Origin of the sequence: Paracoccus simplex (assembly GCF_042648325.1) — a bacterium.
GTDB lineage: Bacteria > Pseudomonadota > Alphaproteobacteria > Rhodobacterales > Rhodobacteraceae > Paracoccus > Paracoccus simplex.
Genome location: NZ_JBHRXE010000008.1, coordinates 182,780 through 208,544 on the forward strand (window position 1 = coordinate 182,780; position 25,765 = coordinate 208,544).

25 protein-coding genes are annotated in these 25,765 nt (G+C 67.6%); 8 read left to right on the top strand and 17 right to left on the bottom strand.

From position 1 onward, the window contains the following. Nucleotides 1-3 precede the first annotated feature (3 nt). A complete protein-coding gene (gene ndk / locus ACFOMP_RS03830) occupies nucleotides 4-426 on the bottom strand; it encodes a nucleoside-diphosphate kinase (RefSeq protein WP_289895082.1) in 423 nt (140 codons plus the stop codon). Nucleotides 427-590: 164 nt separating this feature from the next. Between ndk and ACFOMP_RS03835 the strand changes: the two genes are divergently transcribed. The 4 genes from ACFOMP_RS03835 to ACFOMP_RS03850 all read left to right on the top strand — a co-directional run bounded on the left by ACFOMP_RS03835 (nucleotide 591) and on the right by ACFOMP_RS03850 (nucleotide 4,245). Then, nucleotides 591-2,435: an ABC-F family ATP-binding cassette domain-containing protein gene (locus tag ACFOMP_RS03835; RefSeq protein ID WP_379027986.1), complete on the top strand. Its 1,845-nt coding sequence runs from the start codon at nucleotides 591-593 to the stop codon at nucleotides 2,433-2,435. Nucleotides 2,436-2,538: 103 nt separating this feature from the next. Then, nucleotides 2,539-3,273 (top strand): MipA/OmpV family protein, encoded by a 735-nt coding sequence (locus tag ACFOMP_RS03840; protein WP_289895080.1) that lies wholly within the window; start codon nucleotides 2,539-2,541, stop codon nucleotides 3,271-3,273. 67 nt (nucleotides 3,274-3,340) lie between these two features. Then, nucleotides 3,341-3,700, top strand: coding sequence for an SUF system Fe-S cluster assembly protein (locus ACFOMP_RS03845; RefSeq protein ID WP_019352663.1), 360 nt, complete (start codon nucleotides 3,341-3,343; stop codon nucleotides 3,698-3,700). Further along, nucleotides 3,697-4,245: a sugar O-acetyltransferase gene (locus ACFOMP_RS03850; protein WP_289895079.1), complete on the top strand. Its 549-nt coding sequence runs from the start codon at nucleotides 3,697-3,699 to the stop codon at nucleotides 4,243-4,245. The genes ACFOMP_RS03845 and ACFOMP_RS03850 overlap by 4 nt, the downstream gene beginning before the upstream one ends. On the opposite strand, the gene ACFOMP_RS03855 is transcribed toward ACFOMP_RS03850, so the two are convergent. Beyond that, entirely contained in the window at nucleotides 4,242-4,802 is a 561-nt protein-coding gene (locus tag ACFOMP_RS03855) for a histidine phosphatase family protein (RefSeq protein WP_289895078.1), read from the bottom strand. The two genes, ACFOMP_RS03850 and ACFOMP_RS03855, sit on opposite strands and share 4 nt — an antisense overlap. Then, a complete protein-coding gene (hemF, locus tag ACFOMP_RS03860) occupies nucleotides 4,802-5,662 on the bottom strand; it encodes an oxygen-dependent coproporphyrinogen oxidase (RefSeq protein WP_379027989.1) in 861 nt (286 codons plus the stop codon). Before hemF ends, ACFOMP_RS03855 begins: the two co-directional genes overlap by 1 nt. Nucleotides 5,663-5,742: 80 nt before the next feature. Between hemF and ACFOMP_RS03865 the strand changes: the two genes are divergently transcribed. Then, the gene (locus ACFOMP_RS03865) at nucleotides 5,743-6,159 is read left to right on the top strand and encodes a hypothetical protein (RefSeq protein ID WP_379027991.1); all 417 of its coding nucleotides are present in this window, start codon (nucleotides 5,743-5,745) and stop codon (nucleotides 6,157-6,159) included. On the opposite strand, the gene ACFOMP_RS03870 is transcribed toward ACFOMP_RS03865, so the two are convergent. Genes ACFOMP_RS03870 through clpS form a run of 3 tightly spaced genes read right to left on the bottom strand, consistent with a single transcriptional unit; the run spans nucleotide 6,156 to nucleotide 8,302 of the window. Further along, nucleotides 6,156-6,965, bottom strand: coding sequence for an SDR family NAD(P)-dependent oxidoreductase (locus tag ACFOMP_RS03870; protein WP_289895075.1), 810 nt, complete (start codon nucleotides 6,963-6,965; stop codon nucleotides 6,156-6,158). The two genes, ACFOMP_RS03865 and ACFOMP_RS03870, sit on opposite strands and share 4 nt — an antisense overlap. Continuing rightward, the gene (locus ACFOMP_RS03875; protein ID WP_379027994.1) at nucleotides 6,962-7,981 is read right to left on the bottom strand and encodes a class I SAM-dependent methyltransferase; all 1,020 of its coding nucleotides are present in this window, start codon (nucleotides 7,979-7,981) and stop codon (nucleotides 6,962-6,964) included. Before ACFOMP_RS03875 ends, ACFOMP_RS03870 begins: the two co-directional genes overlap by 4 nt. 3 nt (nucleotides 7,982-7,984) lie before the next feature. Beyond that, on the bottom strand, nucleotides 7,985-8,302 hold the full coding sequence (gene clpS / locus ACFOMP_RS03880) for an ATP-dependent Clp protease adapter ClpS (RefSeq protein ID WP_199259112.1): 318 nt from the start codon (nucleotides 8,300-8,302) through the stop codon (nucleotides 7,985-7,987). 344 nt (nucleotides 8,303-8,646) lie between these two features. Here clpS and ACFOMP_RS03885 point away from each other — a divergent pair, with 344 nt between their 5' ends. Beyond that, a complete protein-coding gene (locus ACFOMP_RS03885; RefSeq protein WP_449302605.1) occupies nucleotides 8,647-10,227 on the top strand; it encodes a serine hydrolase in 1,581 nt (526 codons plus the stop codon). 83 nt (nucleotides 10,228-10,310) lie between these two features. Here ACFOMP_RS03885 and ccoS read toward each other — a convergent pair whose 3' ends face one another. From ccoS to ccoN, 8 genes are all read right to left on the bottom strand, one after another. After that, on the bottom strand, nucleotides 10,311-10,469 hold the full coding sequence (ccoS, locus tag ACFOMP_RS03890; RefSeq protein WP_019353195.1) for a cbb3-type cytochrome oxidase assembly protein CcoS: 159 nt from the start codon (nucleotides 10,467-10,469) through the stop codon (nucleotides 10,311-10,313). A 13-nt stretch (nucleotides 10,470-10,482) separates the two neighbouring features. Continuing rightward, nucleotides 10,483-12,684 (bottom strand): heavy metal translocating P-type ATPase, encoded by a 2,202-nt coding sequence (locus tag ACFOMP_RS03895; protein WP_379027999.1) that lies wholly within the window; start codon nucleotides 12,682-12,684, stop codon nucleotides 10,483-10,485. A gap of 1 nt (nucleotide 12,685) precedes the next feature. Further along, the gene (locus tag ACFOMP_RS03900) at nucleotides 12,686-13,150 is read right to left on the bottom strand and encodes a FixH family protein (protein ID WP_379028001.1); all 465 of its coding nucleotides are present in this window, start codon (nucleotides 13,148-13,150) and stop codon (nucleotides 12,686-12,688) included. Beyond that, a complete protein-coding gene (gene ccoG, locus ACFOMP_RS03905) occupies nucleotides 13,150-14,607 on the bottom strand; it encodes a cytochrome c oxidase accessory protein CcoG (protein WP_379028003.1) in 1,458 nt (485 codons plus the stop codon). Before ccoG ends, ACFOMP_RS03900 begins: the two co-directional genes overlap by 1 nt. 287 nt (nucleotides 14,608-14,894) lie before the next feature. Continuing rightward, nucleotides 14,895-15,941 carry a cytochrome-c oxidase, cbb3-type subunit III gene (gene ccoP / locus ACFOMP_RS03910; protein ID WP_379028005.1) on the bottom strand — a complete coding sequence of 349 codons (1,047 nt, stop codon included), beginning with the start codon at nucleotides 15,939-15,941 and terminating at the stop codon, nucleotides 14,895-14,897. Next, entirely contained in the window at nucleotides 15,941-16,129 is a 189-nt protein-coding gene (locus tag ACFOMP_RS03915) for a cbb3-type cytochrome c oxidase subunit 3 (protein ID WP_379028007.1), read from the bottom strand. The genes ccoP and ACFOMP_RS03915 overlap by 1 nt, the downstream gene beginning before the upstream one ends. A gap of 8 nt (nucleotides 16,130-16,137) precedes the next feature. Further along, nucleotides 16,138-16,863: a cytochrome-c oxidase, cbb3-type subunit II gene (gene ccoO, locus ACFOMP_RS03920; RefSeq protein WP_289895069.1), complete on the bottom strand. Its 726-nt coding sequence runs from the start codon at nucleotides 16,861-16,863 to the stop codon at nucleotides 16,138-16,140. Nucleotides 16,864-16,872: 9 nt separating this feature from the next. After that, nucleotides 16,873-18,492, bottom strand: coding sequence for a cytochrome-c oxidase, cbb3-type subunit I (gene ccoN, locus ACFOMP_RS03925; protein ID WP_289895068.1), 1,620 nt, complete (start codon nucleotides 18,490-18,492; stop codon nucleotides 16,873-16,875). A gap of 238 nt (nucleotides 18,493-18,730) precedes the next feature. Between ccoN and ACFOMP_RS03930 the strand changes: the two genes are divergently transcribed. Further along, nucleotides 18,731-19,564, top strand: a complete 834-nt coding sequence (locus ACFOMP_RS03930; RefSeq protein ID WP_289895067.1) for a universal stress protein — start codon at nucleotides 18,731-18,733, stop codon at nucleotides 19,562-19,564. 60 nt (nucleotides 19,565-19,624) lie between these two features. Here ACFOMP_RS03930 and fnrL read toward each other — a convergent pair whose 3' ends face one another. Further along, nucleotides 19,625-20,374, bottom strand: a complete 750-nt coding sequence (gene fnrL / locus ACFOMP_RS03935) for a transcriptional regulator FnrL (RefSeq protein WP_289895066.1) — start codon at nucleotides 20,372-20,374, stop codon at nucleotides 19,625-19,627. Nucleotides 20,375-20,422: 48 nt separating this feature from the next. Here fnrL and hemN point away from each other — a divergent pair, with 48 nt between their 5' ends. Next, nucleotides 20,423-21,778, top strand: coding sequence for an oxygen-independent coproporphyrinogen III oxidase (hemN, locus tag ACFOMP_RS03940; protein WP_289895065.1), 1,356 nt, complete (start codon nucleotides 20,423-20,425; stop codon nucleotides 21,776-21,778). Nucleotides 21,779-21,780: 2 nt separating this feature from the next. On the opposite strand, the gene ACFOMP_RS03945 is transcribed toward hemN, so the two are convergent. Together ACFOMP_RS03945 and polA are read right to left on the bottom strand one after the other, a co-directional pair. Beyond that, on the bottom strand, nucleotides 21,781-22,707 hold the full coding sequence (locus ACFOMP_RS03945; RefSeq protein ID WP_379028011.1) for a cation diffusion facilitator family transporter: 927 nt from the start codon (nucleotides 22,705-22,707) through the stop codon (nucleotides 21,781-21,783). A gap of 73 nt (nucleotides 22,708-22,780) precedes the next feature. Further along, a complete protein-coding gene (gene polA / locus ACFOMP_RS03950; protein ID WP_379028013.1) occupies nucleotides 22,781-25,594 on the bottom strand; it encodes a DNA polymerase I in 2,814 nt (937 codons plus the stop codon). Nucleotides 25,595-25,765 lie beyond the last annotated feature (171 nt).

Genomic DNA, 25,765 nt, shown 5'->3' on the forward strand with positions numbered 1-25,765 from the left:
GGCTCAGCCGACCAGTTCGAGGCCCGAGAAGAAGAAGGCGATTTCCTCTTTCGCGGTTTCCGGCGCGTCCGAACCGTGGACCGAGTTCTCGCCGACCGAGAGGGCGAATTCCTTGCGGATGGTGCCTTCGTCGGCATTGGCCGGGTTGGTGGCGCCCATCACTTCGCGGTTCTTGGCGATGGCGTTCTCGCCTTCCAGCACCTGCGCCACGACCGGGCCCGAGGCCATGAACTCGACCAGCTCGCCGTAGAAGGGGCGGTCCTTGTGGACGATGTAGAACTGGCCGGCCTGGGCGGGCGACAGGTGGATGCGCTTCTGCGCGACGATGCGCAGGCCGGCATCCTCGAACTTGGCGTTGATCTTGCCGGTCAGGTTGCGCTTGGTGGCGTCGGGTTTGATGATCGAGAGCGTGCGTTCGATGGCCATGGGGGTCGTCCTTTTCCTTGTTCCGGCCGCGATGGCCCGGAAATCCGCGCCCCGTTAGCATGGGCGGCGGCGCTTGAAAAGCCGGCGCGGCCCCGGCCCGCACCCCGACGCGGGCCTTTGATGTCGGCATTGACGCCCGCCGCCGCTTGCGCCATGCGGGGCGCATGCTGCGCATCGACGACATATCCTATTCCATCGCCGGACGGCCGCTGTTCGAGCACGCCTCGGCCACCATCCCGGACGGCCACAAGGTCGGCCTGGTCGGCCCGAACGGCGCCGGCAAGACCACGCTGTTCCGGCTGATCCGGGGCGAGCTGGGCCTTGACGGCGGCGCCATCGCCCTGCCGCCGCGCGCCCGCATCGGCGGCGTCGCGCAGGAGGCGCCCGGCACCGCGACCAGCGTGCTGGACACGGTGCTGGCGGCCGATACGGAACGCGCCGGGCTGATGGCCGAGGCGGCGACCGCCACCGACGCCCATCGCATCGCCGAGATCCAGACCCGGCTGGCCGATATCGACGCCTGGTCGGCCGAGGCGCGGGCGGCGACCATCCTGCGCGGCCTGGGCTTTTCGACCGAGGACCAGGCCCGGCCGACCGCCGACTATTCCGGCGGCTGGCGGATGCGGGTGGCGCTGGCGGGGGTGCTGTTCTCGCAACCCGACCTCTTGCTGCTGGACGAGCCGACCAACTACCTGGACCTGGAAGGCGCGCTGTGGCTGGAAAGCTATCTGCAGCGCTATCCGCATACCGTCATCGTCATCAGCCACGACCGCGACCTGCTGAACCGCGCCGTGGGCCATATCCTGCATCTCGAGGACCGCAAGCTGGTGCTCTATTCGGGCGGCTACGACATCTTCGCACGCACCCGGGCCGAGAAGCGCGCCTTGCAGGCCGCCGAGGCGAAGAAGCAGGACGCCCGCCGCGCGCATCTGCAAAGTTTCGTCGACCGCTTCCGCGCCAAGGCCACCAAGGCCCGGCAGGCGCAGGCCCGCATCAAGATGCTGGAACGGATGGAGCCGATCACCGCCCCCGAGGAAGCCAAGTTCCACCGCTTCGGCTTTCCGCAGCCCGACCAGCTGTCGCCACCCATCGTCTCGCTGGACGGGGTGACGGTCGGCTATGACGGCCGGGCGGTGCTGCGCCGGCTGGCGCTGCGCATCGACCAGGACGACCGCATCGCGCTGTTGGGGCGCAACGGCCAGGGCAAGTCGACGCTGTCGAAGCTGCTGGCCGGGCGGCTGGAGGCGATGGAGGGGCGGATCGCGCGTTCGGGCAAGCTGCGCATCGGTTATTTCGCCCAGCACCAGGTCGATGAGCTGGACCTGGGCGAGACCCCCATCGCCCATGTCCGCCGGTTGCGCCCGGACGAACCGCCGGCGAAGCTGCGCGCCCGGCTGGCCGGGTTCGGGCTGATGGAGGCGCAAGCCGAGACCCGCGTCGGCCAGCTTTCGGGCGGGCAGAAGGCGCGGCTGTCCTTGCTGCTCGCGACCATCGACGCGCCGCATCTGCTAATTCTCGACGAACCGACCAACCACCTGGACATCGAGAGCCGCGAGGCGCTGACCGAGGCGCTGAACGACTATACCGGCGCCGTGGTGCTGGTCAGCCACGACATGCACCTGCTGAACCTGGTGGCCGACCGGCTGTGGCTGGTCGATCAGGGCGGGGTCAGCCCGTGGCAGGGGGATCTGGACGATTACCGCCGGATGCTGCTCTCCGGCGAGGAGAAGCCCGCCCCGAAACCCGAGAAACCGGCGACGAAACGCCCCTCGCGCGACCAGGTTCTGGAGCTGCGCGCCGACGCCAGGCGTGCCGAGGAGCGGGTCGAGAAGCTGACCGCCATGCTGGAGAAGCTGGACGCCATCATGGCCGATCCGGCGACCTATGACGATGCGCAGAAGGCCGAGCAATGGGGCCGCAAGCATGCCGAGGCCAGCGAGGCCATGCTGCGCGCCGAGTCGCTGTGGATGGAGGCCTTGGAGCGGCTGGAGGCGGCGGAACGCGCCTGAATGTCACACATTCCCGCTTTTCGCCCCTTGCGGCGCATTGCGGGCTTGCTCCGCTGGCCGGTTTCGCTCAATGCGTTTCGACACCTTCGATAAGGATTCGCCCATGACCCGGATGATCGCGTTCGCCCTGCTCTCTGCCACCGCGCTGAGCACGCCGGTCATGGCAGAGTCCCTGGGCGAACGTGAGTTTTCCTTCGATGCCGGCCTGGGGGTGAAATACAGCCCCGAGTTCATCGGCTCGGACAATCTCGACCCCTCGCCCTGGTTCATCCTGCGCAATGCCGATGCCGACCGCGACAAGCCGGACGGGTTCTCGGTCCTGCCGTCGCTGAACTATGTCGGCAAGCGCGACGCCGATGATTACGACGACCTGCGCGGCATGGACGACATCGGCTATGCCGGCGAGATCGGGGTGAAGCTGTCCTATCGCATGGGCGAACTGACCAGCTATGGCGCCATCCGCAAGGGCTTCGGCGGCCATCACGGCGTGGTGGGCGAGCTGGGCGCGAAATATCGCTTCGAGGCCAGCGACAAGTTGACGCTGTGGACCGGGGCCGAGTTGGGCATGGGCAGCGACGACTTCACCGGCACCTATTTCGGCGTCACCGCGGACGAATCGCTTTCCAGCGGCCATCGCGCCTATGATCCCGATGGCGGCGCCTATATCGCCCGGCTCAGCGTCGAGGCCCGCTATGAATTCCTGCCCGACACGGCGCTGATGGGCCGCGTGACCTATGGCCGGCTGCTGGGCGATGCCGGCGACAGCCCGCTGGTCGAGACGCGCAACCAGCCCTCGATCAGCATCGGCGTGGCGCGTCGGCTGAATTTCCGCTTCTAGGCAGCGCACTGGACCCTGCCCTGTCCAGGTCCTATATACACGTCAGGCTTTTGACAGGACGTGCCGCATGACCGAAGACACCCTCAAGGAAGGCGATCCACTGATCGCGCCGTCAACCACCGAGCATCCGCTGTATGAAAGCGTGGTCGAGGCCTGCAAGTCCGTCTACGACCCCGAGATCCCGGTGAACATCTTCGACCTCGGGCTGATCTATACCATTGACATCAGCGAGGAAAACGCCGTACGCATCGTCATGACCCTGACCGCGCCGGGCTGTCCCGTCGCGGGCGAAATGCCCGGCTGGGTTGCCGATGCCATCGAACCCCTGCCCGGCGTCAAGCAAGTGGATGTCGAGATGACCTTTCAGCCACAATGGGGCATGGACATGATGTCCGACGAAGCCCGACTGGAGCTTGGATTCATTTGACGGCGCATGAGGACATGCTGGCCGGCCGCCCCTATGAACCGGGCGACGGCGAGTTGGTGGCGATGCGCAAGGTCGCACAGGGCTTGATGCGCGACTACAATGCCACGATCATCGGCGACAAGACCCGCGCCCGCACCCTGACCCAGCTGCTGGGCACCTGGAACGGCACGGTGATCCGCACGCCCTTTCATGTCGATTACGGCAAGCACATCCATTTCGGGCCGGACTGCTTTGTCAATTACGGCTGCTTCTTCATGGATATCTGCGAGATCAGGATCGGTGCGCGCTGCCAGTTCGGCACCGCCGTGCAGTTGCTGACCGAGGACCGGCCGCGTGACGCCGCCGGCCGCGCGGCGGGTCTGGAATGGGGCAAGCCCATCACCATCGGCGACGATGTCTGGGTCGGCGGCGGCGCGGTCGTCCTGCCCGGCGTGACCATCGGCGACGGTGCCATCGTCGGCGCCGGGGCGGTGGTGACGCGGGATGTGCCGCCCAATGCCACGGTGGTCGGAAACCCGGCCCGCCCCCTGCCACCCCGCGCCTAGAAGAACATCCGGTGCCGGCCGCGGCTGACGAGATGCAGCGCGCCCTGCGCAACCGGCATCTCGGCAAGCCGTTCGCGCGGCAACCCCATCGCCACCAGCCGGATCATGCGCAGGGTGATGCCGTGGGTCACGATCAGCGCCGGGGCGGTGAGATCCTGCAGAAAGGACCGGACGCGCGCCTCCAGCCCGGCGAAATGCTCGCCTTGCGGCGCCCGGTCATACCAGTCCAGCCCGCCGCCCGCGAAAAGCTCGGGGCGCTCGGCGCGCAGCTCGTGCCAAAGCCGGCCGGTGAAGTCGCCGATGTCGATCTCGTGCAGCCGTTCGTCGCTGACGAAATCCTGCCCCGCGAACACGATCCGAGCCGTCTGCTGCGCCCGCCCGGCGGTGCTGGCATGGCGCGTCAGGCCGCGCAGGTCGCGCACCAGCCAGCCCTGCCGCCGCGCCTGCATGACGCCCAGCGGCGTCAGCAGCGAATCCAGCCGGCCCTGCATCCGCCCCTGGACGTTCCATTCGGTCTGGCCGTGCCGCATCAGGTAGAGGTCGGGCCAGTCCCGCATCAGACCCATTTCGCCAGCGGCGGCAGGCTCATCAGCACCGCCTCGGGGTCGTGGCCGGAGGCCAGGCCGAACTTGGTGCCGCGGTCATAGACAAGGTTGTATTCGGCATAAAGGCCGCGATGGACCAGCTGCGCATCCTTCTCGGCCTCGCCCCAGGGCTGGGCCATGCGCTTTTCGGCCAGGGGCAGGAAGGCGGGCAGGAAGGCCTCGCCCACCGCCCGGGTAAAGGCGAAATCGGCACGCCAGTCGCCGCTGTTCAGGTCGTCGTAGAAAATGCCGCCCACGCCCCGCGCCCGGCCGCGATGCGGGATGAAGAAATACTCGTCCGCCCAGGCCTTGAAGCGGTCGTAGTAATCGGCGCCATGGGCCGCGCAGGCGTCGCGCAGGGTGGCGTGGAAATGCGCCGTGTCCTCGGCGACTTCCAGGCAAGGGTTCAGATCGGCGCCACCGCCGAACCACCAGGCGCCGGGGGTCCAGAACATGCGGGTGTTCATATGCACCGCCGGCGCATGCGGGTTCTGCATATGCGCGACCAGGCTGATGCCCGAGGCCCAGAAGCGCGGGTCGGTCTCGATCCCCGGCACGCCGCGCGCCGCCATGGACTGGCGGGCGGCGGCGGACAGGTCGCCATGCACCGCCGACCAGTTCACGCCCACCTTCTCAAAGACCCGGCCGCCGCGCATCACCGACATCAGGCCGCCGCCGCCCTCCTCGCCGCGCTTGGTCTCGCGCATTTCGAAACGGCCGGGCGGGACGGAGCCGGGACCGCGCTCCTCCAGCGCCTCGAAGGCCGCGACGATCCGGTCGCGCAAGGCCCGGAACCAGACCGCGGCCTCCTGTCGCTCGTCCTGCATTTCCATGGGCTTGCCTCCGGATTCGTGAATTGCCCCGCCAGGGGGACGGGCCTATGCTTCGGGCAAAACAACTAGAGATCCCGGCCATGACCCGCAACATCCTGCTTGCCCTGATGCCTGTCCTGGTTGTCGCAGCCTGCGGCACGCCGCAAGAGCAATGCATCAGCCGCAACACCCGGGAGTATCGCACGATCTCGAGCCTGCTGGCCGAGGTCGAAGGCAACCTGGCGCGCGGTTATGCCTGGGAGGAGCGCAGCGTCACCCGCGCGGAATGGGACGACTGCCCCTATGTGGTGCGCGACAAGGACGGCAATGCCCGCATCCTCTATCGTTCCTGCATGCGCGACGTGACCGATACCGAACGCTACCGGGTGCCGATCGACCCGGCGGCCGAGACCCGCAAGCGCGACAACCTGCTGGCCCGCAAGCAGGCGCTGACGCCTTCCGCCCGCGCCGCGGTCCAGGCCTGCAAGACGGCCTATCCGGAGGAGGAGCGGTCCTAGTAGACCCCCGGCGCCAGCGGGTCGCCCAGGCTGCGCCCGCCATCGACGCGCAGGATCTGCCCGGTGACAAAGCTCGAGGCGTCGCTGGCCAGGAACTGCACCGTCGCCGCCAGCTCGTCCGCGCCGGCGATGCGGCCCAGCGGCGTGGCCGCGATCATCCGGTCGCGCAGGCCCGGATCCTCGCGCAGCTTCAGCTGCATGTTGTTCGACATGATGCTGGCGAAGGCGACGCCGTTGACGCGGATGCGCCTGGGCGCCAGGGCCGAGGCCAACGAGCGCGTCGCCTGCGCCTGCGCGGCGCTGGCGATGGAATAGGCCAGCATCTGCGGCTGCGGCCAGTCGGCAGCCAGCGAGGTCAGGTTGACGATGGCGCCGTTCTGGATCGCCTCGCTCTCCTCGGCGTCGGCCTGCGTCATCATGCGCTTGGCGACCATCTGCGACAGGCGCAGCCCCGAGACCATGTTCTGCCGCAGCATCTCGGCCAGCTGGTCCTCGTTCACCGCCAAAGGATCGCAGCCCTGCACCATGCGATGCGCATTCACCAGGATATCCACCCGGTCGAAGGCGTCGATGGTGGCCGAGACCAGGTTGGCCAGCGTCAGCTTCTGGCCAAGGTCGCCGGCAAAGGCGCGGATCGGCCCGTCGCCGGCGGCTTCGGCGCCCAGTTCGGCATCCAACGCCGCCTCGTCGCTGTCGGCGAACATGACATTGGCGCCCGCCTCCTCGAAATGCCGGGCGATGGCCAGGCCGATGCCGCGCGCGGCCCCGGTCACGATGGCGGTCTTGCCCTGGATCGACAGGCTCATCGTCTTCCACCTTTCGGCTGCGTCCGGCCGGCCGCGGCGCGGCGCGCGCCCGAAGCGGTCAGGATCTTGAACCGGGAATCGCCGCCCAGCTCGGTGACGTCGGCGAAACAGTCCCGCAGCGCCTGCTCGTAAGGCAGGTGCCGGTTCGCGACCATCCACAACCGCCCGGCCCCGGTCAGCAGCCCCGCCGCGGCACGGATGAAGCCGGCGCCGATCCGGGGATCGGCCGCGCGCCCCTCGTGGAAAGGCGGGTTCATGATGACGCCGTTCACCGGCTCGGGCAGCCGGAAGTCCAGCGCATCCGCCCAGTGAAAGCGGGCCCGCGGGTCGGCGATGTTGCGCCGCGCGCAATCCAGCGCGGCGGCATCCGCCTCGACCAGGTGCAGCAGCTCGACGCCGGGATGCTTGAGGATCTCGGCCGAGAGCCAGCCCCAGCCCGCGCCCAGATCGACGATGCGGGTCGGCAGCTTCTCGGGCAGCGCCGCCGCCAGCGCCTGCGAGGCCGGGTCCGGCCCGTCGGCCGAGAACACCCCGGGCCGCGTCACCATGCCGGGCGCCGCCTCATGGTCGCTTGCGACCCAATCCGCAGGCAGCCAGCCGGCCGCCGGCAGGGTCACGCGGAAGATCTTGCCATGGGCGCGCGAATGGACTTCATCCACCGGCGCCAGCGCGCGCATCTCCTTCAGCACCGCATCGATACCGTCGGTCTTCTGCCCGTCGATCCAGCGCGCCGCGCCGGGCGCCAGCCGCGAGGCGGCCTCGGCGAGGCGGGCCCGCGCCGCCGCCCGCGCGCGCGGCAGGAAGACCACCGCCGTGTCGAACGCTCCGGTCGCCGTGGTCGCCACGTCGAAACCGCGGGCGCGCAGGGCCGCGTGGTCGGGATAAAATCCCTGCAGGATCTGCGTCCTGCCCGCGTCGAACGGCTCCAGATCGGTCGAGGCGCCGGCGCCGACAAGCAACAAGCGCCCTTCGGGCGGCATGCCGCCAAAGACAAGTTCCAGCCGTGATCCAGCCAATTTCTACTCTTTTTCCATGGTGCATTGCAGCGGATGCTGCTGACGGCGGGCAAGTTCCATCACTTGCGCCACCTTGGTTTCGGCGATCTCGTGCGAGAAGACGCCGACGACGGCCACCCCCTTGCGATGAACGGTCAGCATGATCTCGATCGCCTGGGCGTGGCTCATGTTGAACAGCCGCTCAAGCACATGCACGACGAATTCCATCGGCGTGAAATCATCGTTCAGCAGCAAGACCTTGTACATCGGAGGCCGCTGCGTGCGGGGGCGGGTTTTCACCCCCAGTTCGACCTCGTCTCGGTCTCCGGGTCGGTTGGTCATCAGCGGATTGGTCACGACGCTTGCAACAGGATGTGGACGTTCTGCGACCGAATATAGGGGTTTTCGTCGGCCTTGATAAGCCCTGCCCCCACCGCCTCAGCCGAAAGGCCGTGCAACCCAAGGAAGATTGCGCGGGAAGCCCTGCAAACTTACAGTTCCCGTACGAGGAAAGCCGTGTTATTGTGCTTTTATTAATGAAGGGTCCGCATAATGAACGGGCCCTCAGAGGCAGAAAGACCGGGACCGTGAGCAGAATCACCAAGAAAGTCCGCTTGGGACTGATGATCCTAATTGCCTGGGCCATGCCCCTGGCGGTGGCCGCAGCGCCTTTCGCGGCCTTCGTCATGGATGCGCGCAGCGGGCAGGAAATCTATGCCCGGAACGCGGATACGCGTCTGCATCCGGCTTCGCTGACCAAGATGATGACGCTTTACCTGGCGTTCAACGCCATCGAGCGCGGTCAGGTGCGGCTGGACAGCAAGTTTCTCGTCAGCAGCCACGCCGCCTCGCAGCCGCCGTCGCGACTTGGCCTCAAGGCCGGCCAGCGGATCGAGCTGCGCTACCTGATCCGGGCCGCAGCGGTGAAATCGGCCAATGACGCCGCCACCGTGATCGGCGAGGGGCTGGCCGGGTCCGAACCGAAATTCGCCGCGCAGATGACGCAGATGGCCAGGGCGCTCGGCATGCGCAACACGCATTTCCGCAATGCCAACGGCCTGACGACCGAGGGGCATTATTCGACCGCCCGCGACATGACCATCCTTGGCCGCCGGCTGTTCTATGATTTCCCGCAGTATTATTCGATCTTCTCGCGCCGCTCGGCGGATGCGGGCATCGCCACCGTCTCCAGCACCAACCGGCGTTTTCTGGACAGCTACGACGGCGCGGACGGCATCAAGACCGGTTACACCCGGGCGGCCGGCTTCAACCTGACCGCCTCGGCCAAGCGCGGCTCGAAGCGCATCGTCGCAACCGTGCTGGGCGGCACCTCGACCGCACATCGCAACGCCACGATGGTCCAGTTGCTGGACGCCGGCTTCGGAAAGGCCCCCAACCGTGTGCGCGAGGTAAAGCCCGCGCCGCCGGTCTTCGTGGCCGAGAAGAAGGTGCGCCGCACCGTGCAGGTCGCCAGCGTCGCGCCAAGAACCGCATCCAGCGCCTCGACCGTGCGCCTCTCGTCCTCGGATCGCCCGGTGGCGCGGGCGTCGACCGTGGCCGTAGTCACGCCCGCGGCGATTTCCGCCGCCATCTCGCGCGCTCAGGCCGCCGCGGCGCCCAAGGCCAGCAGCAGCGGCGCGACACTTGCGGCCAGCGCACGGCCCAACCGCAAGCCGGGTACCGGCGCGGTCGTCACCAATGCCGCGGTCGATCCCGAGGTCCTGGCCCGCGCCGCCCGTCCCGAAGCCCGGCCCGAGGAAGGCGATGCCTCTGAACCCAGCGCAAGCGCGATCGACGCGGCCCGCCCTGCCCCGGCACCGCGCGACGACCGCTCCGCCAGCCTGGCCGCGCCCGCCGAGACCGGCTCGCCCTCGCTTTTCGTGCAGACCGCCACGCCGCAGCCGGAAAGCATGGCCCTGTTCGAGGCGCCGGCACCGGCGCCGCGCTCGGACGCGATCATCCTGACCTCATTGGAACCCGAAGCCGGCAGCGAGCCCGAGACGACCGAGATCGTCACGCGCGAGGGCAGCACCGGCGGGAATTGGGGCGTGACGCTGGGCCTCTTCCGCTCGCAACGCGAAGCCGAACAGCTGCTGCTCAGGACCGCCCTGCAGGAAAGCGCGTCGCTGGGCAGCGCGCTCAGCCGGGTCGCCAATACCAAGCGCGGCTTCGAGGCGAATTTCGTCGGCATGTCCAAGGAAACGGCCGAGCTGGCCTGCAACCGCATTGCCGCCCGTCAGCAGGATTGTCGGGTGATCGGACCCTGATCCTGCGCCGCCACCGACAAATTGCAGAAAACCCCGGCCGCAAGACCGGGGTTTTCCGTTTTCCCGCCCGGACGGTCGCGGCGTCACGGCTTGGGATGGTCGTCCCATTCCGAACTGAGGATCCGCTGCGAATCGCCCTTCGGATCCTCGTATTGGCGGCCGCGCAACGCCCAGATGAAGGCCAGCAGGCCAAGCCCGCCAAGGGCCAGCGAAACCGGAATCAGGATGCCCAGGATCTGCATGATCTTCCCTTCCTTACCGCAGCCGCAGCGCGTTCAGCGTCACGCTGATCGAACTCAATGACATGGCCAGCGCCGCCATCAACGGGGTCGCGAAACCGGCGATGGCGAATGGCACCGCCACCACATTGTAGCCCAGCGAAATGGCGAAGTTCTCCTTGATCCGCCGCCGGGCATTGCGCGCAAGATCGAGAGCCTCGGCAACCGGAGCAAGATCGCTGCCCATCAGCACGATATCCGACGCGGTGCGCGCCGCATCCAGCGCCGAAGCGGGCGAGATCGAGACATGCGCCTCGGCCAGGGCGGCGGTATCGTTCAGCCCGTCGCCGACCATCAGCGCATGCAGCCCCTGCATATGGAGATCACGCAGCGCCTCGGCCTTGTCCAGCGGAGTGACGCCGGCCCGCCAATCGGCGATGCCCAGCCGCTGCGCCAGATCCCGGACCACCGGCGCCGCATCGCCCGACAACAGCATCACGCGCCGGCCCGATGCAAGCAGCCGCGCCACGCAGGTCTCGGCGCCCGGCCGCAGCCGGTCCGAGAATTCCAGCCGGATCGGCATCGCCTCTTGCCCAAGCGACAGCCAGCTTGCCGAAAGCGTCGCATCGCCATGTTCGGCCCCCAGCCAGTCGGCGCGGCCCAGCTGCAGCTCGCGCCCCTGCCAGGTTCCGGCGATGCCATAACCCGGCACCTCGCGCAGATCGGCCAGCGCGGCAGGCTCGGTGCCGGCCTCGCGCAGCGCCTGCGTCAGCGCCTGCGACAAGGGATGCCCCGAGCCCTGCGCCAAGGCCAGCGCCGCGGGGCGGGCATCCCTCGGGATCGGGTCGAGCGACACCAGTTGCGGCACGCCCATGGTCAGGGTGCCGGTCTTGTCGAAGACCACGGCATCGACCTCGGCCAGCCGCTCCAGCGCGGTGCCGTCCTTGATCAGCATGCCGCGCCGGAACAACCGGCCCGAGGCCGCGGTGATCACCGCCGGCACCGCCAGTCCCAAGGCGCAGGGGCAGGTGATGATCAACACCGCCGCCGCCACGTTCACCGCCAGCCGCAGGTCGTGCGTGGTCAGATACCAGCCGAGAAAACTGCAGAAGGCCAGAAGATGCACCAGCGGCGAATAGAGCCGCGAGGCGCGGTCGGCGAGGCCGGTGTAATGGCCACGCGCCGATTCCGCCGCCGCCACCAGCGCCGTCAGCCGCGCCAGCGAGCTGTCGCGCCCGGCCGCGGTCACCCGCATGACCAGCGGTCCGGTCAGGTTCACCTCGCCCGCCGAAAGTGCGAGGCCGGGACCGGCGGGAACCGGAATGCTCTCGCCGGTCAAAAGCGAGCGGTCGATCTCGCTGCTGCCCTCGGCAATCTCGCCATCGGCAGGGATGCGGGCGCCGGGGCGGATGCGGATCAGGTCGCCGGGGCTCAGCTCGGCCACTGGCACCGGCTCGTCGCCCGCGGCGGTGACGCGGAAGGCGCGCGGCACCTCCAGCGCGGTCAGTTCCTCGGCGGCAGAGCGGGCGACGGCGCGGGTGCGATAATCCAGATAGCGCCCGATCAGCAGGAAGAAGCACAGCATCACCGCCGCGTCGAAATAGGCGTGATGGCCGGAATGCAGCGTCTCGTAGACCGAGATGGCGCTGGCCAGGATCAGCGCCAGCGAGATCGGCACGTCCATGCCCAGCCGGCCGTGCCGCAGCGCCCGCCAGGCGCTGGAGAAGAAGGGGCGGCCGGCGAAGGCCACGGTCGGCAGGGCGATGGCGCCGGAGATCCAGTGGAACATGTCGCGCGTCGCGGCCTCGGCCCCCGACCAGACCGCGACCGACAGGATCATGATGTTCATCATCGCAAAGCCCGACACGCCGATGCGCATCAGGATGTCGCGGCCCTGGCGGTCGGCGGCACTGGCCGACAAGGCGGCGGGGTCGAGCTCATGCGCCTCATAGCCGATGCTTTCGACCACCGGGATCAGCTCCTCGGCGGTCAGGCCGGGCGCATCCACGGCGACGCGGCGCAGCGTCAGGTTGACCCGCGCGGCGCGGACGCCGGGATGGCGGTTCAGCACCCGTTCGACATCGGTGATGCAGGTCGCGCAATGGATGGTCGGCAGCGACAGGATCACCTCGCCCTGCCCGCCCTTGGCCGCAGCGATCCGCTGCGCCAGCGGCGCCGCATCGCAGGCCGGACAGGCCGAAAGCCGGACGTCGTGATCGTGCAGCGTGGCGTCCGACATCTCAGTTCACCCGGTTGCCGTGGTAATGGTCGATGCGCTGGCGAAACACGGTGCCATCCGGCGCGGTGGCGGTCAGGTGGATGTTCCACAACCCCGGTGCCAGTTCCAGCGGCGCATGGAACAACCCGCCCCGGTAGGTGAATTGCGGACGCTGGTCCTCGCGCAGATGGGTCGGACGGCCGACTGTCACCTCAAGCGTGCTAACCGGGGCCGGGTTGCCCTGGCCGTCGCGGATCGCCAGCACCAGTTCCTGCCCGTCGTAACCCGGCGTCACCGTCCAGTTCAGCGCCGCCTGCGCGTTGCGGTCGCGGTCGAACCTTTGCGAGGCGACATAGCTGTTCTTGACCTCGAGCCCCGGAAAGGTGCCGACCGCCTTGATCGCCATGAACAGGTTCACCGCGATGATGGTGCCGAATGCGGCCAGCGTGATCATCAGCACGTGGCGGCCGGTGAGTTCACGGGACATCATTCGCTCCTTCCGTGGAAGACGGTATCGACATGGGCGCGCTGCCCATCGGTGGCATCCTCGACCCAAAGCGTCAACTCTGCCTGGCCGCCCTCGGCCAGCGCCGAGGCCTTTTCGGCGGTGATATAGACCCGCTGGGTGTGGGTGCTGTCGGCCGTCACCCCGACCGCGGCACCCGGCAGACCCTCCAGCACCAGGCTGACGCCCGGCGGCACCGCGCCGTCGGGGCCGGTGACCGAGACGGTGAAGTCGCGCGCATCGCCCTGCTTGTTGCGCAGCCGCAAGGCATAGGTGTTGCGGATCGCACCATCGGCCATGGTGACGTAAAGCGGGTTGCGCACCGGCGTCACGTTCAGGTCGAAGGGCGAGCGCAGGAACAACGCCACCACCAGCGCCACGCCAATCCCGGCCCATAGGGTGAAATACAGCACCGTGCGCGGCCGCAGGATGTGCTTCGTCAACGGCTTCGGCGCGGCGCCGGCGCGCTCGGCGGTCTCGTCCTTCAACGCCATGTAGTCGATCAGCCCGCGCGGCTTGCCGATCTTGTCCATCACCTCGTCGCAGGCGTCGATGCAAAGCGCGCAGGTGATGCATTCCATCTGCTGGCCGTCGCGGATGTCGATGCCCATCGGGCAGACGTTCACGCAGGCCATGCAGTCGATGCAGTCGCCCTTGGCGCCGCCGTCGGATTTCGTCGCCTCGCCCTTGTGCAGCTTGCCGCGCGGCTCGCCCCGCCAGTCGCGATAGGCGACGGTCAGCGTGTCCTCATCCATCATCGCGGCCTGGATGCGCGGCCAGGGGCAGGCATAGATGCAGATCTGCTCGCGCGCGAAGCCGCCGAAGACGAAGGTGGTCGCGGTCAGGATGGCCATGGTGGTGTAGGCGGCCGGATGCGCCTGGCCGGCGAGCAGGTTGCCCAGAAGCGTCGGCGCATCGGTGAAATAGAAGATCCAGGCGCCGCCGGTCGCCAGGGCGATCAGCAGCCAGATCAGCCATTTCGTCACCCGCAGCCGCGCCTTCTTCGCGTCCCAGGGCGCGTTCCACAGCCGCAGCCGGGCGTTGCGGTCGCCCTCGACCCAGCGCTCGGTCAGGATGAACAGATCGGTCCAGACCGTCTGCGGGCAGGCATAGCCGCACCAGACCCGCCCCAGCGCCGACGTGAACAGGAACAGCCCCAGCCCGGCCATGACCAGCAGCCCGGCCACAAAATAGAATTCATGCGGCCAGATCTCGATCCAGAAGAAATAGAAACGGCGGTTGGCCAGATCGACCAGCACCGCCTGGTCGGGCATGCCGGGGCCGCGGTCCCAGCGGATCCAGGGCGTGACGTAATAGATCGCCAGGGTCACCGCCATGATGATCCATTTCAGGTTGCGAAACCAGCCCTTGACCCGGCGCGGGAAGATCGGCTCTCGGGCGGCATACAGACGTGGCGGGTCGATGTCGGGATTCGACATGGTTGGCTCCTGTTCGCGTGTCTCGGGTATAGGACCTGACCGTGCGGGCGCATTGATCTGTGTCAAGCGCGGGCGCGTCGGCTTATACCGAAGGCGAGACCGCTGCGGCATGGGCCGCATTGTCGCATCCCGCAGGCAAAAAAGCGGGGGCCGGCTTGTGCCGGACCCTGCCCTGGCCTTTGATAGGAACACCGGCCCCCCTGGAAACGCGCGAACAGGACGGGGGGCCGGTGCCTCCGGGGCCGGTCGACCGGCCGCGGATCTCGGGATTTCTGCGCCTCGGCGGCCTATTCGCCGCCGCCGAGGCTGTGGACATAGGAGGCCACGGCGCGGATGTCGGCCTCTGACAGCCGGCCGGACCAGGCCGGCATCACGCCATAAGGCCCGTCATGCACGATCCGGGAGATCGTTGCCTGGTCGGAACCGTAGAGCCAGACCGCATCGGTCAGGTCCGGGGCGCCCTGGGCCCGGTCGCCACTGCCGTCCTCGGCATGGCAGGACGAGCAGTTGTCGGCAAAGACCGTCGCGCCCTCGGCCGCCAGCGCGGCGTCATGCGGCAGGCCACCCAGTGCCAGAACATGGTTCACCACCTGGCCGATCTGCGCATTCTCCAGCAGCTCGTCGGTGCCGAAGCGCGGCATCTCGGAATAGCGGGTCTCCTCGTCCTTGGGATCGCGGATGCCGTGCTGGATGGTGGTGTGGATCTCCTCCAGCGTGCCGCCCCAGAGCCAGTCGTTGTCCAGCAGCGTCGGATAGCCCGAAGCCCCGCCGGCACCCGAGCCGTGGCATTGCGCGCACCAGGTCCGGAAGATCGCGGCGCCGGCATTGGCGGTGTAGTTCGCCAGATCCGGATCGGCGGCGATCTCCTCCAGCGGGGTCTCGACCAGCCTGGCCTGGATCGGGGCATTGGCGTCGTTGAAGCGCTGGATCTCGACCGCGACGTCGGCGCGGTAGTTCTGACCCAGCAGGCCCTGAGTGGCGCCGGTCAGCAGCGGAATCGCCGGATAGGCGACGACATAGGCCAGCCCCCAGACGATGGTGGCGTAGAAGGTCCAGAGCCACCAGCGCGGCAGCGGGTTGTCATATTCCTCGATCCCGTCCCAGCTATGGCCGGTCGAGGGCACCTCGACCACCTTGCGCGCGCCCTTGCGGTCCCGCACGACGCGGGTGGCGCCGGGGCGCGGCATCGGCTTGTGCAGCGGCTCACCCTCGGGCCCCTTGGGCGGATGCGCCAGGATCTGGGCCTCGTGCTTCGCATCCGCGGCCAGGCGCTCCAGTTCGATGCGGTTGTCGGGATTCTGGGGGCTGGTGTGCTCGTCATCGGTGTCGGCCATCACTCGACCTCCTTTTCGCGCGCGGCGGCGGGCGTATTCTCATTGCGGAAGATGCTTTCCGCCGCGTCGCGGTGCAGCGGGCGCGAGCCGGGCCGGAAGGCGAAAACGACCGTGCCCAGGAAGAACAGCACCAGCAGCAGCAGCACCCAGCTGTCGGCCAGTTCGCGCAGGAAGGAATAGCTGTCCATGGCGGGCCTCAGCGGTTCGGATCGGGCTCGAAGGTCGAGAAATCGACCATGGTGCCCAAGACCTGCAGATAGGCGACCAGGGCGTCCATCTCGGACACGCCGGGGCGGCGGTCGAAATTGCGCTGCTGCGCGCCGGGATAGCGCTCCTCGAGCCCCGAGGCATCGGCATCCGGATCGGCCTGGGCGCGGAAGTCGGCGGCGGCATTCGTCACCATGACCTCGTCATAGGGCACGCCGACCAGCGCATCGGTCCTGAGCCGCTGCCCCATGTTCGAGGCGTCGATGAGCCGGTCGTGCAGGAAGCCGTATTTCGGCATGATCGATTCCGGCACCACCGCCTGCGGGTCGGTCAGGTGGTCGATATGCCATTCGTCCGAATAGCGGCCGCCGACGCGGGCCAGGTCCGGCCCGGTGCGCTTGGACCCCCATTGGAACGGGTGGTCATACATCGACTCGGCCGCCAGGCTGTAATGGCCGTAACGCTCCACCTCGTCGCGCATCGGCCGGATCATCTGGCTGTGGCAGACATAGCAGCCCTCGCGCACGTAGATGTCGCGGCCCTTCAGCTCGAGCGGCGTATAGGGGCGCATGCCCTCGACCTTCTCGATGGTGTTCTGCAGGTAGAACAGCGGCGCGATCTCGACGATGCCGCCGATGGTGACGACGAGGAAGGAAAAGACCAGCAGCAGCGTGGCGTTCTTTTCAAGGACCTTGTGCTTTTCAAGAATGGCCATGATCCGTCCTCACTCTGCCGGGACCGCGACCGTGGTCGCCTGGGTCTTGGGTTGCTTGGCGACGGTGGCCCAGAGGTTGTAGCACATGATCAGCGCACCGCTGAGATAGAGCACCCCGCCCAGGCCACGGACAACGTTCATCGGGAATTTCGCGGCGACCGTGTCGGCGAAGGCGTTGACCAGGAAGCCCTGGCTGTCGACTTCGCGCCACATCAGCCCCTCCATGATGCCCGAGACCCACATCGAGGCGGCGTAGAGCACCAGGCCGATGGTGGCGAGCCAGAAATGCCAGCTGACCAGCGCGGTCGAATAGAGCCGGTCCCGACCCCAGAGCCGCGGCGTCAGGTAATAGAGCGCGCCGAAAGTGATCATGCCGTTCCAGCCCAGGGCCCCGGAATGGACGTGACCGATGGTCCAGTCGGTGTAGTGGCTCAGCGAGTTCACCGCCTTGATCGACATCATCGGCCCTTCAAAGGTCGCCATGCCGTAGAAGCCGACGGCCACCACCATCATGCGGATGATCGGATCGGTGCGCAGCTTGTCCCAGGCGCCCGAGAGCGTCATCAGCCCGTTGATCATGCCGCCCCATGAAGGCATCCACAGGATGATCGAGAACACCATGCCCAGCGTCGAGGCCCAGTCGGGCAGCGCGGTATAGTGCAGGTGGTGCGGACCGGCCCAGATATAGAGGAAGATCAGCGCCCAGAAGTGGATGATCGACAGCTTGTAGCTGTAGACCGGACGCTCGGCCTGCTTGGGGATGAAGTAATACATCATGCCCAGGAAGCCGGCGGTCAGGAAGAAGCCCACCGCGTTGTGGCCATACCACCATTGCGTCATCGCATCCTGCACGCCCGAGAAGAGCTGCACGGATTTCGAGCCGAAGGGGCTGACCGGGATCGCCAGGTTATTGACGATATGCAGCATGGCGATGGTCACGATGAAGGACAGGTAGAACCAGTTCGCCACGTAGATATGCGGCTCTTTCCGTCTCAGGATGGTGCCCAGGAACACGGCCAGATAGACGACCCAGACCACGGTCAGCCACCAGTCCACATACCATTCGGGTTCCGCATATTCCTTGGACTGCGTGGCGCCCAGGATATAGCCGGTCGCCGCCAGCAGGATGAAAAGCTGGTAGCCCCAGAACACGAACCAGGCCGCGTTGCCGCCCCAGAGCCGCGCCGCCGAGGTGCGCTGCACGACATAGAACGAGGTGGCAATCAGCGCATTGCCGCCAAAGGCGAAGATCACCGCCGAAGTATGCAGCGGCCGCAGCTTGCCGAAATTGGTATAGCCCATGGTCCAGTCGCTGAGGTTCAGCGCCGGGAAGGCCAGCTGGAAGGCGATGATCACGCCGACAAGGAAACCCACCACGCCCCAGACGGCGGTCGCGATGACGCCGGCGCGCACCACACCATCCATGTATTGCGTCTCGGGATGCGGTTCGAGCGAGGGTTGCCCGTTGCCCATCTGGCGCAGCACCCGCAGGAACATGACGCCCGCGGCCAGCATGACGATCAGCGCGTTCACCATATAGGCGGGATCGTCGGGTCGCGCGTAATTGGCGCCGAGCGCGGCCAGAACCGCAATCGTGCCAAGCGCGATCAGCTTGATGGTATCCAACATAAAATCCGTGTCCTTCATCCTGTGCCGACCGTCTCCCGAATCGCGTGGCGCCGCGCCCCGGAATCAGATCGACATTGCCCCTTCTACCGTTGCACGGTTTTGTGAGACTTTGATCTGTATCAATCGGTACCCGTTAATAAGGTGTAAAATCGCCGCATATCCGGCAGGATGTCGCAGCCAGCCCATCCCGCACCGGAGAGCGACGACAGGCGCACCAAAGCGCCGAAAGGAGAGGATAATGGGCTACAAGACCATCCTGACCGTCTTGACCGACATGTCGCAGCATCATCAGCTTGATGCCGCCGTCGCCATGACCCGACGCGAGGATGCGCATCTCGACGTGTTCTGCATGGGCGTCGATCACACGCAGAGCGGCTATTACTATGCCGGCGCCTCGGCCTATGTGTTCCAGGAATCGATCGACAAGGCGATGGCCGCCGCCAGCGAGCTGGAAGAAAAGGTCCGCGAGAAGCTGAACCCCGAGGACGTGCGCTGGTCGGTCGATTCGGCAGTCGCGCAGGTCGGCGGGCTGTCGACGCTGGTCGGGATGCGGGCGCGCTATTCCGACCTGGTGGTGTTGAACCGCCCCTATGGCGACGGCGCCACCCCCGATGCCGAGGCGGTGACCGAGGCGGCGTTGTTCGAGGGTTCGGCGCCGGTGCTGATCGTGCCGGACGACCTGAAGGAACCGTTCGGCAAGAAGATCATGATCGCCTGGAACCAGTCGAACGAGGCGATGGCCGCCGTGCGCAGGGCCATGCCGCTGCTGATGGCGGCCGAAAACGTCGAGATCACCGTGATCGACCCCTCGCCCAACGGACCAGAACGCTCGGACCCCGGCGGGGCGCTGTGCCAGATGCTGACCCGCCACGGCGTCAAGGCCGAGATCGCGGTGCTGGCCCGCACTCTGCCGCTGATCAGCGACATCCTGAACCGCCGCGCCACCGAGATCGGCGCCGACATGCTGGTGATGGGCGCCTATGGCCATTCGCGATTCCGCCAGGCGATCCTGGGCGGCGCGACGCGCAACATGCTGGAAAAGGCGCAGGTGCCGGTGCTGATGGCGCGCTGAGCGGTGCAGCAAAAAGCCCCCGGAATCCTCCGGGGGCGCTTCGGCACCGATTCGAGACGGTCAGCTCAGCGGTCCGCCGTCGGAATCGTCGCCGCTTTCCAGCACCAGCTTCTGGAACGAGGGCACGATCACCCGCCGCTTGCCTTCCAGTTCGATCACCCCTTCGCGCTTCAGCGCGCTCATCTGCCGGCTGACGGTTTCCAGCGTCAGGCCCAGGTAATCGGCCATCGCCTCGCGCGTCAGCGGCAGTTCCAGGGCGATGCGGCCCTCGGGCCGGCGCTTGAGCAGCGCCGCCTCGCGCCGGGCCAGGATGACCAGAAGCGAGGCGATCTTTTCGCGCGCCGATTTCCGGCCCAGAAGCAGCAGCCAGTCGCGGGCGGCGTCCAGCTCGTCCAGCGTCATTTCCAGCAGCCGGCTGGCAATGCGGGGATTGTCGATCAGCAGCTTCTCGAAGGGCTTGCGGCGAAAGCAGCACAGCATCAGGTCGCTGGTCGCCGTGACCGTATAGGCGGCGAATTCGCGCCCCGGCCGGCCAAGGAAGTCGCTGGGCAGCAGCAGCCCGACCATCTGCGTGCGCCCGTCCTCGAGCTGCTGGGTCAGGCCGGCCATGCCCGAGACGACCGAGCCCACGAAATCCATCCGGTCGCCGGCCCAGGTGACGACCTGCCCAGCATCGTAGCGCCGGTAGAATTTCATGCCTTCCAGCTCGTCCAGCTCATCACCTTCGCAATGTGCGCAGACGGCCCGGTAGCGGATGGGGCAGATTTCGCAGGGTTGCTGCGTCGCACAGATGGCGGCGGTCTGTTGCATTTGATTTGTGTCAAGGTCCTGGCGCGGGTTCTGGGCATATATAGCATTATGGAACAGCAATCGCAACTTGAGCGGCTGGGACTGTTTGACGCGCGGGTGCCGCGCTATACCAGCTATCCCACCGCCCCGCATTTCACCACCGCCGTGGGCGAGCCGGTCTTTCGCGACTGGATCGCCGCGATCCCGGCCGGCGCCTCGATCTCGTTGTATATGCACGTACCTTTCTGCCGGCGGCTGTGTTGGTTCTGTGCCTGCCGCACGCAGGGTACGCAGTCGGACGAGCCGGTGCGCGCCTATGCCCAGGCCCTGCTGGCCGAACTCGACATGCTGAAAGCAGCCCTGGCGCCGGGTGTCAGATTGTCGCGGCTGCATTGGGGCGGCGGCACGCCGACACTGATGCCGGCCGAGATGATGCGGCTGGTCGCCGGCGCCGTGCTGGACAGCTTCCCGCTGGCCGAAGGCGCGGAATTCTCGGTCGAGATCGATCCGAACGAGATCGACGAGGCGCGCATGGATGCGCTGGCCGAGGCCGGACTGACCCGCGCCTCGATCGGCGTGCAGGATTTCGATCCCGAGATCCAGAAGGTCATCGGCCGCGAGCAGAGCTTCGAGGTGACGAAACGCGCCGTGGACATGATCCGCGACCGCGGCATCGCCAGCCTGAACGCGGACATTCTTTACGGCCTGCCGCATCAGGATCCGCACCGCATCGCCGAATCGGTGCAGAAGCTGCTGGCGCTGTCGCCCGACCGGGTGGCGCTTTACGGCTATGCGCATGTGCCCTGGATGGCCAAGCGCCAGGTGATGATCCCCTCCGAGGCGCTGCCCGACCCGCATGGCCGGCTGCGGCTGTTCGAGACGGCGCGCGCGTTGTTCCTGGCCGACGGCTATGACGAAATCGGCATCGACCATTTCGCCCGTCCTGGCGACGGGCTGGCGCGCGCGCAGAAGGCCGGGCTGCTGCGCCGCAACTTCCAGGGCTATACCGACGACCGGGCCGAGGTGCTGGTAGGCTTGGGCGCCTCGTCGATCTCGCGCTTCCCGCAAGGCTATGCGCAGAACGCCCCGGCCACCGGCGCGCATCTGGGCAAGATCCGCGACGGCCGCTTCTCGACCACGCGCGGCCACGCCTTCACCGCCGAGGACCGCTGGCGCTCGCGGATGATCGAGGCGCTGATGTGCGATTTCGAGATCCGGGCCGAGGAATTCATTCGCGACCATGGTTTCGACGCGGCAAGCCTGGGCCGGGTCTTCGCCCCGGTGGTGGCGCATTTCGGCGAGATGGTCGAAGCCGACGCCGCCGGTTTGCGCATCACCCCCAGGGGGCGGCCGTTGACCCGGATGATCGCCCGGATGTTCGACGGCTACGACATGGCGGCCTCGGGTCATTCCGCCGCGATCTGACGTTAATGGCGATGGCCGTCATGGTCGTCGCCGCAAGCCTCGCCCGCGCGTTCGGTCTCGATGGTGGCATGGTCGATGCCGAAATCCCGCCGCAGCAGGGCCTTGACCCGGCGCACCGTCAGCACCGGATCGGCACCCCCGGCGATGACCAGATGCGCCGACAGCGCCGTGCGCCGTTCGTCGATCTGCCACAGATGCAGGTGATGCGCGGCGGCCACGCCCTCGACACCGGTCATGGCGCCGATCAGCGCCGCGTGGTCGACTCCGGCGGGCGCGGCCAACATCAGCATGCGCATCACCGGCCCGATCTCCCGGCCGATATGCCACAGGATCACCGCCGAGATCAGCAGCGTCAGCACCGGGTCGGCGAGATTCCAGCCGAAGGCCCAGATCAGCGCCCCGCCCAGGATCACCGCGACCGAGACCGCCGCATCGGCCAGGTTGTGCAGGAAGGCGGCGCGGATGTTCACACTGTCCTTCGAGGCACGCCAGACCAGCGCCGCCGTGGCCATGTCCACCAGCAGCGCGAAGCCCGCCAGTGCCATGACCAGCCCGCCCGCGACCTGCGGCGGCTCGACCAGCCGCCCCAAGGCCTCGATCCCCAGCCAAACCGAGACCGCGATCAGCGCGATATAGTTGACGAAGGCCGCGACGATCTCGGCCCGCCCCCAGCCATAGCTCATCTCGGGGCTGGCGGGCCGCCGCGCCAGCCGCCGGGCACCGAAGGCCAGAACCAGCGCCAGCGCATCCGAGAGATTATGCACCCCGTCCGCGATCAACGCCGTGGAATCGGCGACATAGCCGCCGAGGATCTGCGCCCCGGTCAGCATCAGGTTGACCACCACCGCAATCAGGATGGTGCCGTCGCCCGCCCCACCCGGCAGATGCGAATGACCGTGCCCGCCCTCATGCGCATGCGAATGGCCCATTCCACCCTCCCTTGTCGGCTTCTTCGTTGCCCCAATACCCCTGCGGCCGCGCAGCCCGCGCGCCCGCCGGCCGTCAATGCGCCTCGGCCCAGTTCAGCCCATGCCCGGCATCGACGATCAGCGGCACGTCCAGCCGGACCGCGGGATCGGCCGCACCCTGCATGACCCCGCGCGCCGCCTCGACCAGTTCGGGCACCGCGCTTTCCTCGACCTCGAAGACCAGTTCGTCATGCACCTGCAGCAGCATCCTGGCCGGCAAATGCGCGACGGCCTCCGGCATGCGGATCATCGCCCGGCGGATGATGTCGGCCGCCGCGCCCTGGATCGGGGCGTTGATCGCGGCGCGGCGCGCGCCGCCGGCCGCCGGCCCCGACTGGTTGATGCCCGGCGTCATGATCCGCCGCCCGAACAGCGTGCGCACGAACCCGTCCTGCTTCGCGCCGGCCACGGTGCGGTCCATATAGGCGCGGATCTCGGGGAACCGCTCGAAATAGGTGTCGATGAAGCTCTGCGCCTCGGCACGCGGGATGCGCAGGTTGCGCGCCAGGCCGAAGCCCGAGATGCCGTAGATCACCCCGAAATTGATCGCCTTGGCGCGGCGGCGGATCATCGGGTCCATGCCCTCGACCGGCACGCCGAACATCTGGCTGGCGGTCATGGCATGGATGTCGATGCCGTCATGAAAGGCCTGTTTCAGCGCCGGGATCTGCGCCACATGCGCCAGGATCCGCAACTCGATCTGGCTGTAGTCGAGGCTAACCAGCCGCATCCCCGGCCCGGCGACGAAGGCTTCGCGGATGCGCCGCCCCTCATCGGTTCTGACCGGGATGTTCTGCAGGTTCGGATCGGTCGAAGCCAGCCGTCCGGTCTGTGCGCCTGCGATGGAATAGCTGGTGTGCACGCGCCCGGTCTCGGGGTTCAGATGCAGGGGCAGCGCATCGGTATAGGTCGATTTCAGCTTCGAGATCGCGCGCCAGTCCAGCACCCGCGCCGGCAAGGCGTGGCCCTCGGCGGCCAGATCCTCCAGCACCTCGGCGCCGGTGGAAAAGGCGCCGGTCTTGCCCTGCTTGCCGCCGGCCAGGCCCATGCGCTGGAACAGGATCTCACCCAGCTGCTTGGGGCTGCCGACGTTGAACGGACCGCCGGCCAGCTCGTGGATCTCGGCCTCCAGCCCGGCCATCTTCTGCGCAAAGGCGTTGGACATGCGCTTCAGATGCTCTGAATCGATGCGGATGCCGGCCATCTCCATATCGGCCAGCACGCCGATCATCGGCCGCTCCAGCCGCTCATAGGCGGTGGCGACACGGTTCGGGGCCAGCTTCGGGCGCAAGTGATGCCACAGCCGCCAGGTCACCTCGGCATCCTCGGCGGCATATTCGCTGGCCTTGTCGATCGCCACCTGCGCGAAGCTGATCTGCGCCTTGCCCGAGCCGATCAGCTCCTTGATCGGCAGACAGCGATGGCCCAGATACAAGTCGGCCAGCTCGTCCATGCCATGGTTATGCGCCCCGGCGTTCAGCGCATAGGACAGCAGCATGGTATCGTCCAAAGGCGCCATGCGGATGCCATAGCGGGCCAGCACCTTCCAGTCATACTTGATGTTCTGGCCGATCTTCAGCACCGAAGGATCCTCCAGCACCGGCTTCAGCATCGCCAGCGCCCGGTCCAGATCCATCTGCCCCGCGGCCCGGGCGCCCGAGCCGAAAAGGTCGGCGGCGCCATCGACATGGCCCAGCGGCAGATAGGCCGCCCGCCCGGGCCCGGTGCAAAGCGAAACCCCGACCAGTTCGGCCCGCATCTCGTCCAGCCCGGTGGTCTCGGTGTCGATGGCGACCACGCCTTGCCCGGAGATCTCGGCCAGCCACTCGGCCAGCGTGGCCTCGTCGCGGATGGTGACGTAAAGGCCGCGGTCGATGGCCGGCAGTTCGGCGACGGGCGCAACCGGCTCGGCGCTGGCCGCCGGGGCCGCCACCTCGGCCAGGGTCGGCGCCTCGGTCCCGAAACGCTCGGCCACCCGCTTCGACAGGGTGCGCAGCTCCATCCGGGTCAGGAATTCCAGCAGCGTCTCGGGATCGGGCTCGCGGATCTCCAGGCTCTCCAGGCTGAAATCCAGCGCCATGCGGCAATCCAGTTCGACCAGCCGCTTCGAGATGCGGATCTGCTCGGCATGGTCGATCAGGGTCTGGCGGCGCTTGGGCTGCCTGATCTCGGCCGCCCGCGCCAGCAGGGTTTCCAGATCGCCATATTCCTGGATCAGCTGCGCGGCAGTCTTGATGCCGATCCCCGGCGCCCCCGGCACGTTGTCGATGGAATCGCCGGCCAGGGCCTGCACGTCCACCACCCGCTCGGGCCCGACGCCGAATTTCTCGCGCACCTCCTCGGGGCCGATGGGCTTGGCCTTGATCGGGTCCATCATCTCGACCCCGCCGCCGACCAGCTGCATCAAGTCCTTGTCGCTGCTGATGATCGTCACCCGCCCGCCGGCGTCCCGGGCCTGGCAGGCCAGGCTGGCGATGATGTCGTCGGCCTCGAAGCCCGCGGTCTCGATGCAGGCGATGTTGAAGGCGCGGGTCGCCTCGCGGGTCAGCGGGAATTGCGGCCGCAGATCCTCGGGCGGCTCGGGCCGGTTGGCCTTGTAGAGCGGATAGATGTCGTTGCGAAAGGTCCGCGCCGAATGGTCGAAGATCACCGCCGCATGGGTCGGCTGGTCCGAGCCCTTGCCGTCCTGCAGGTATTTCCACACCATGTTGCAGAACCCCGCCACCGCCCCCATGGGCAGCCCGTCGGAACGCCGGGTCAGAGGCGGCAGGGCATGATAGGCGCGAAAGATGAAGGCCGAGCCGTCGATCAGGTGCAGGTGATGGCCCTTGCCGAATCCGTCCGTCATATGCGCGCGCCCCCTGCTTTTGCGTTCGGCAGCCTTGATGCCACGAAGCGGCCCCGGGGCCAAGACCGCGCTTCCCCGGCCTTCACCGTTGCAAAAATACCCCCGCCGGAGGCATCGCCGCGCCGCCGCCGGCGCGGCCTCGCCGCTTGGGAAAGACCGGCCGCAGCCGGG

Excerpts from the sequence above, each read along its gene's own strand:
- ACFOMP_RS03845 (WP_019352663.1), top strand. The coding sequence starts at position 3,341 with ATGACCGAAGACACCCTCAAGGAAGGCGATCCACTGATCGCGCCGTCA.
- polA (WP_379028013.1), bottom strand. The coding sequence starts at position 25,594 with ATGACGGACGGATTCGGCAAGGGCCATCACCTGCACCTGATCGACGGC.
- clpS (WP_199259112.1), bottom strand. The coding sequence starts at position 8,302 with ATGACCAACCGACCCGGAGACCGAGACGAGGTCGAACTGGGGGTGAAA.
- ccoO (WP_289895069.1), bottom strand. The coding sequence starts at position 16,863 with ATGGCCATTCTTGAAAAGCACAAGGTCCTTGAAAAGAACGCCACGCTG.
- ACFOMP_RS03930 (WP_289895067.1), top strand. The coding sequence starts at position 18,731 with ATGGGCTACAAGACCATCCTGACCGTCTTGACCGACATGTCGCAGCAT.
- ccoP (WP_379028005.1), bottom strand. The coding sequence starts at position 15,941 with ATGGCCGACACCGATGACGAGCACACCAGCCCCCAGAATCCCGACAAC.
- hemF (WP_379027989.1), bottom strand. The coding sequence starts at position 5,662 with ATGGAAATGCAGGACGAGCGACAGGAGGCCGCGGTCTGGTTCCGGGCC.
- ndk (WP_289895082.1), bottom strand. The coding sequence starts at position 426 with ATGGCCATCGAACGCACGCTCTCGATCATCAAACCCGACGCCACCAAG.
- hemN (WP_289895065.1), top strand. The coding sequence starts at position 20,423 with ATGGAACAGCAATCGCAACTTGAGCGGCTGGGACTGTTTGACGCGCGG.
- ACFOMP_RS03840 (WP_289895080.1), top strand. The coding sequence starts at position 2,539 with ATGACCCGGATGATCGCGTTCGCCCTGCTCTCTGCCACCGCGCTGAGC.
- fnrL (WP_289895066.1), bottom strand. The coding sequence starts at position 20,374 with ATGCAACAGACCGCCGCCATCTGTGCGACGCAGCAACCCTGCGAAATC.
- ACFOMP_RS03915 (WP_379028007.1), bottom strand. The coding sequence starts at position 16,129 with ATGGACAGCTATTCCTTCCTGCGCGAACTGGCCGACAGCTGGGTGCTG.
- ACFOMP_RS03870 (WP_289895075.1), bottom strand. The coding sequence starts at position 6,965 with ATGAGCCTGTCGATCCAGGGCAAGACCGCCATCGTGACCGGGGCCGCG.
- ACFOMP_RS03885 (WP_449302605.1), top strand. The coding sequence starts at position 8,647 with ATGGATGCGCGCAGCGGGCAGGAAATCTATGCCCGGAACGCGGATACG.
- ACFOMP_RS03945 (WP_379028011.1), bottom strand. The coding sequence starts at position 22,707 with ATGGGCCATTCGCATGCGCATGAGGGCGGGCACGGTCATTCGCATCTG.
- ACFOMP_RS03865 (WP_379027991.1), top strand. The coding sequence starts at position 5,743 with ATGACCCGCAACATCCTGCTTGCCCTGATGCCTGTCCTGGTTGTCGCA.
- ACFOMP_RS03855 (WP_289895078.1), bottom strand. The coding sequence starts at position 4,802 with ATGCGGGACTGGCCCGACCTCTACCTGATGCGGCACGGCCAGACCGAA.
- ACFOMP_RS03835 (WP_379027986.1), top strand. The coding sequence starts at position 591 with ATGCTGCGCATCGACGACATATCCTATTCCATCGCCGGACGGCCGCTG.
- ccoN (WP_289895068.1), bottom strand. The coding sequence starts at position 18,492 with ATGTTGGATACCATCAAGCTGATCGCGCTTGGCACGATTGCGGTTCTG.
- ACFOMP_RS03895 (WP_379027999.1), bottom strand. The coding sequence starts at position 12,684 with ATGTCGGACGCCACGCTGCACGATCACGACGTCCGGCTTTCGGCCTGT.
- ccoG (WP_379028003.1), bottom strand. The coding sequence starts at position 14,607 with ATGTCGAATCCCGACATCGACCCGCCACGTCTGTATGCCGCCCGAGAG.
- ACFOMP_RS03900 (WP_379028001.1), bottom strand. The coding sequence starts at position 13,150 with ATGTCCCGTGAACTCACCGGCCGCCACGTGCTGATGATCACGCTGGCC.
- ccoS (WP_019353195.1), bottom strand. The coding sequence starts at position 10,469 with ATGCAGATCCTGGGCATCCTGATTCCGGTTTCGCTGGCCCTTGGCGGG.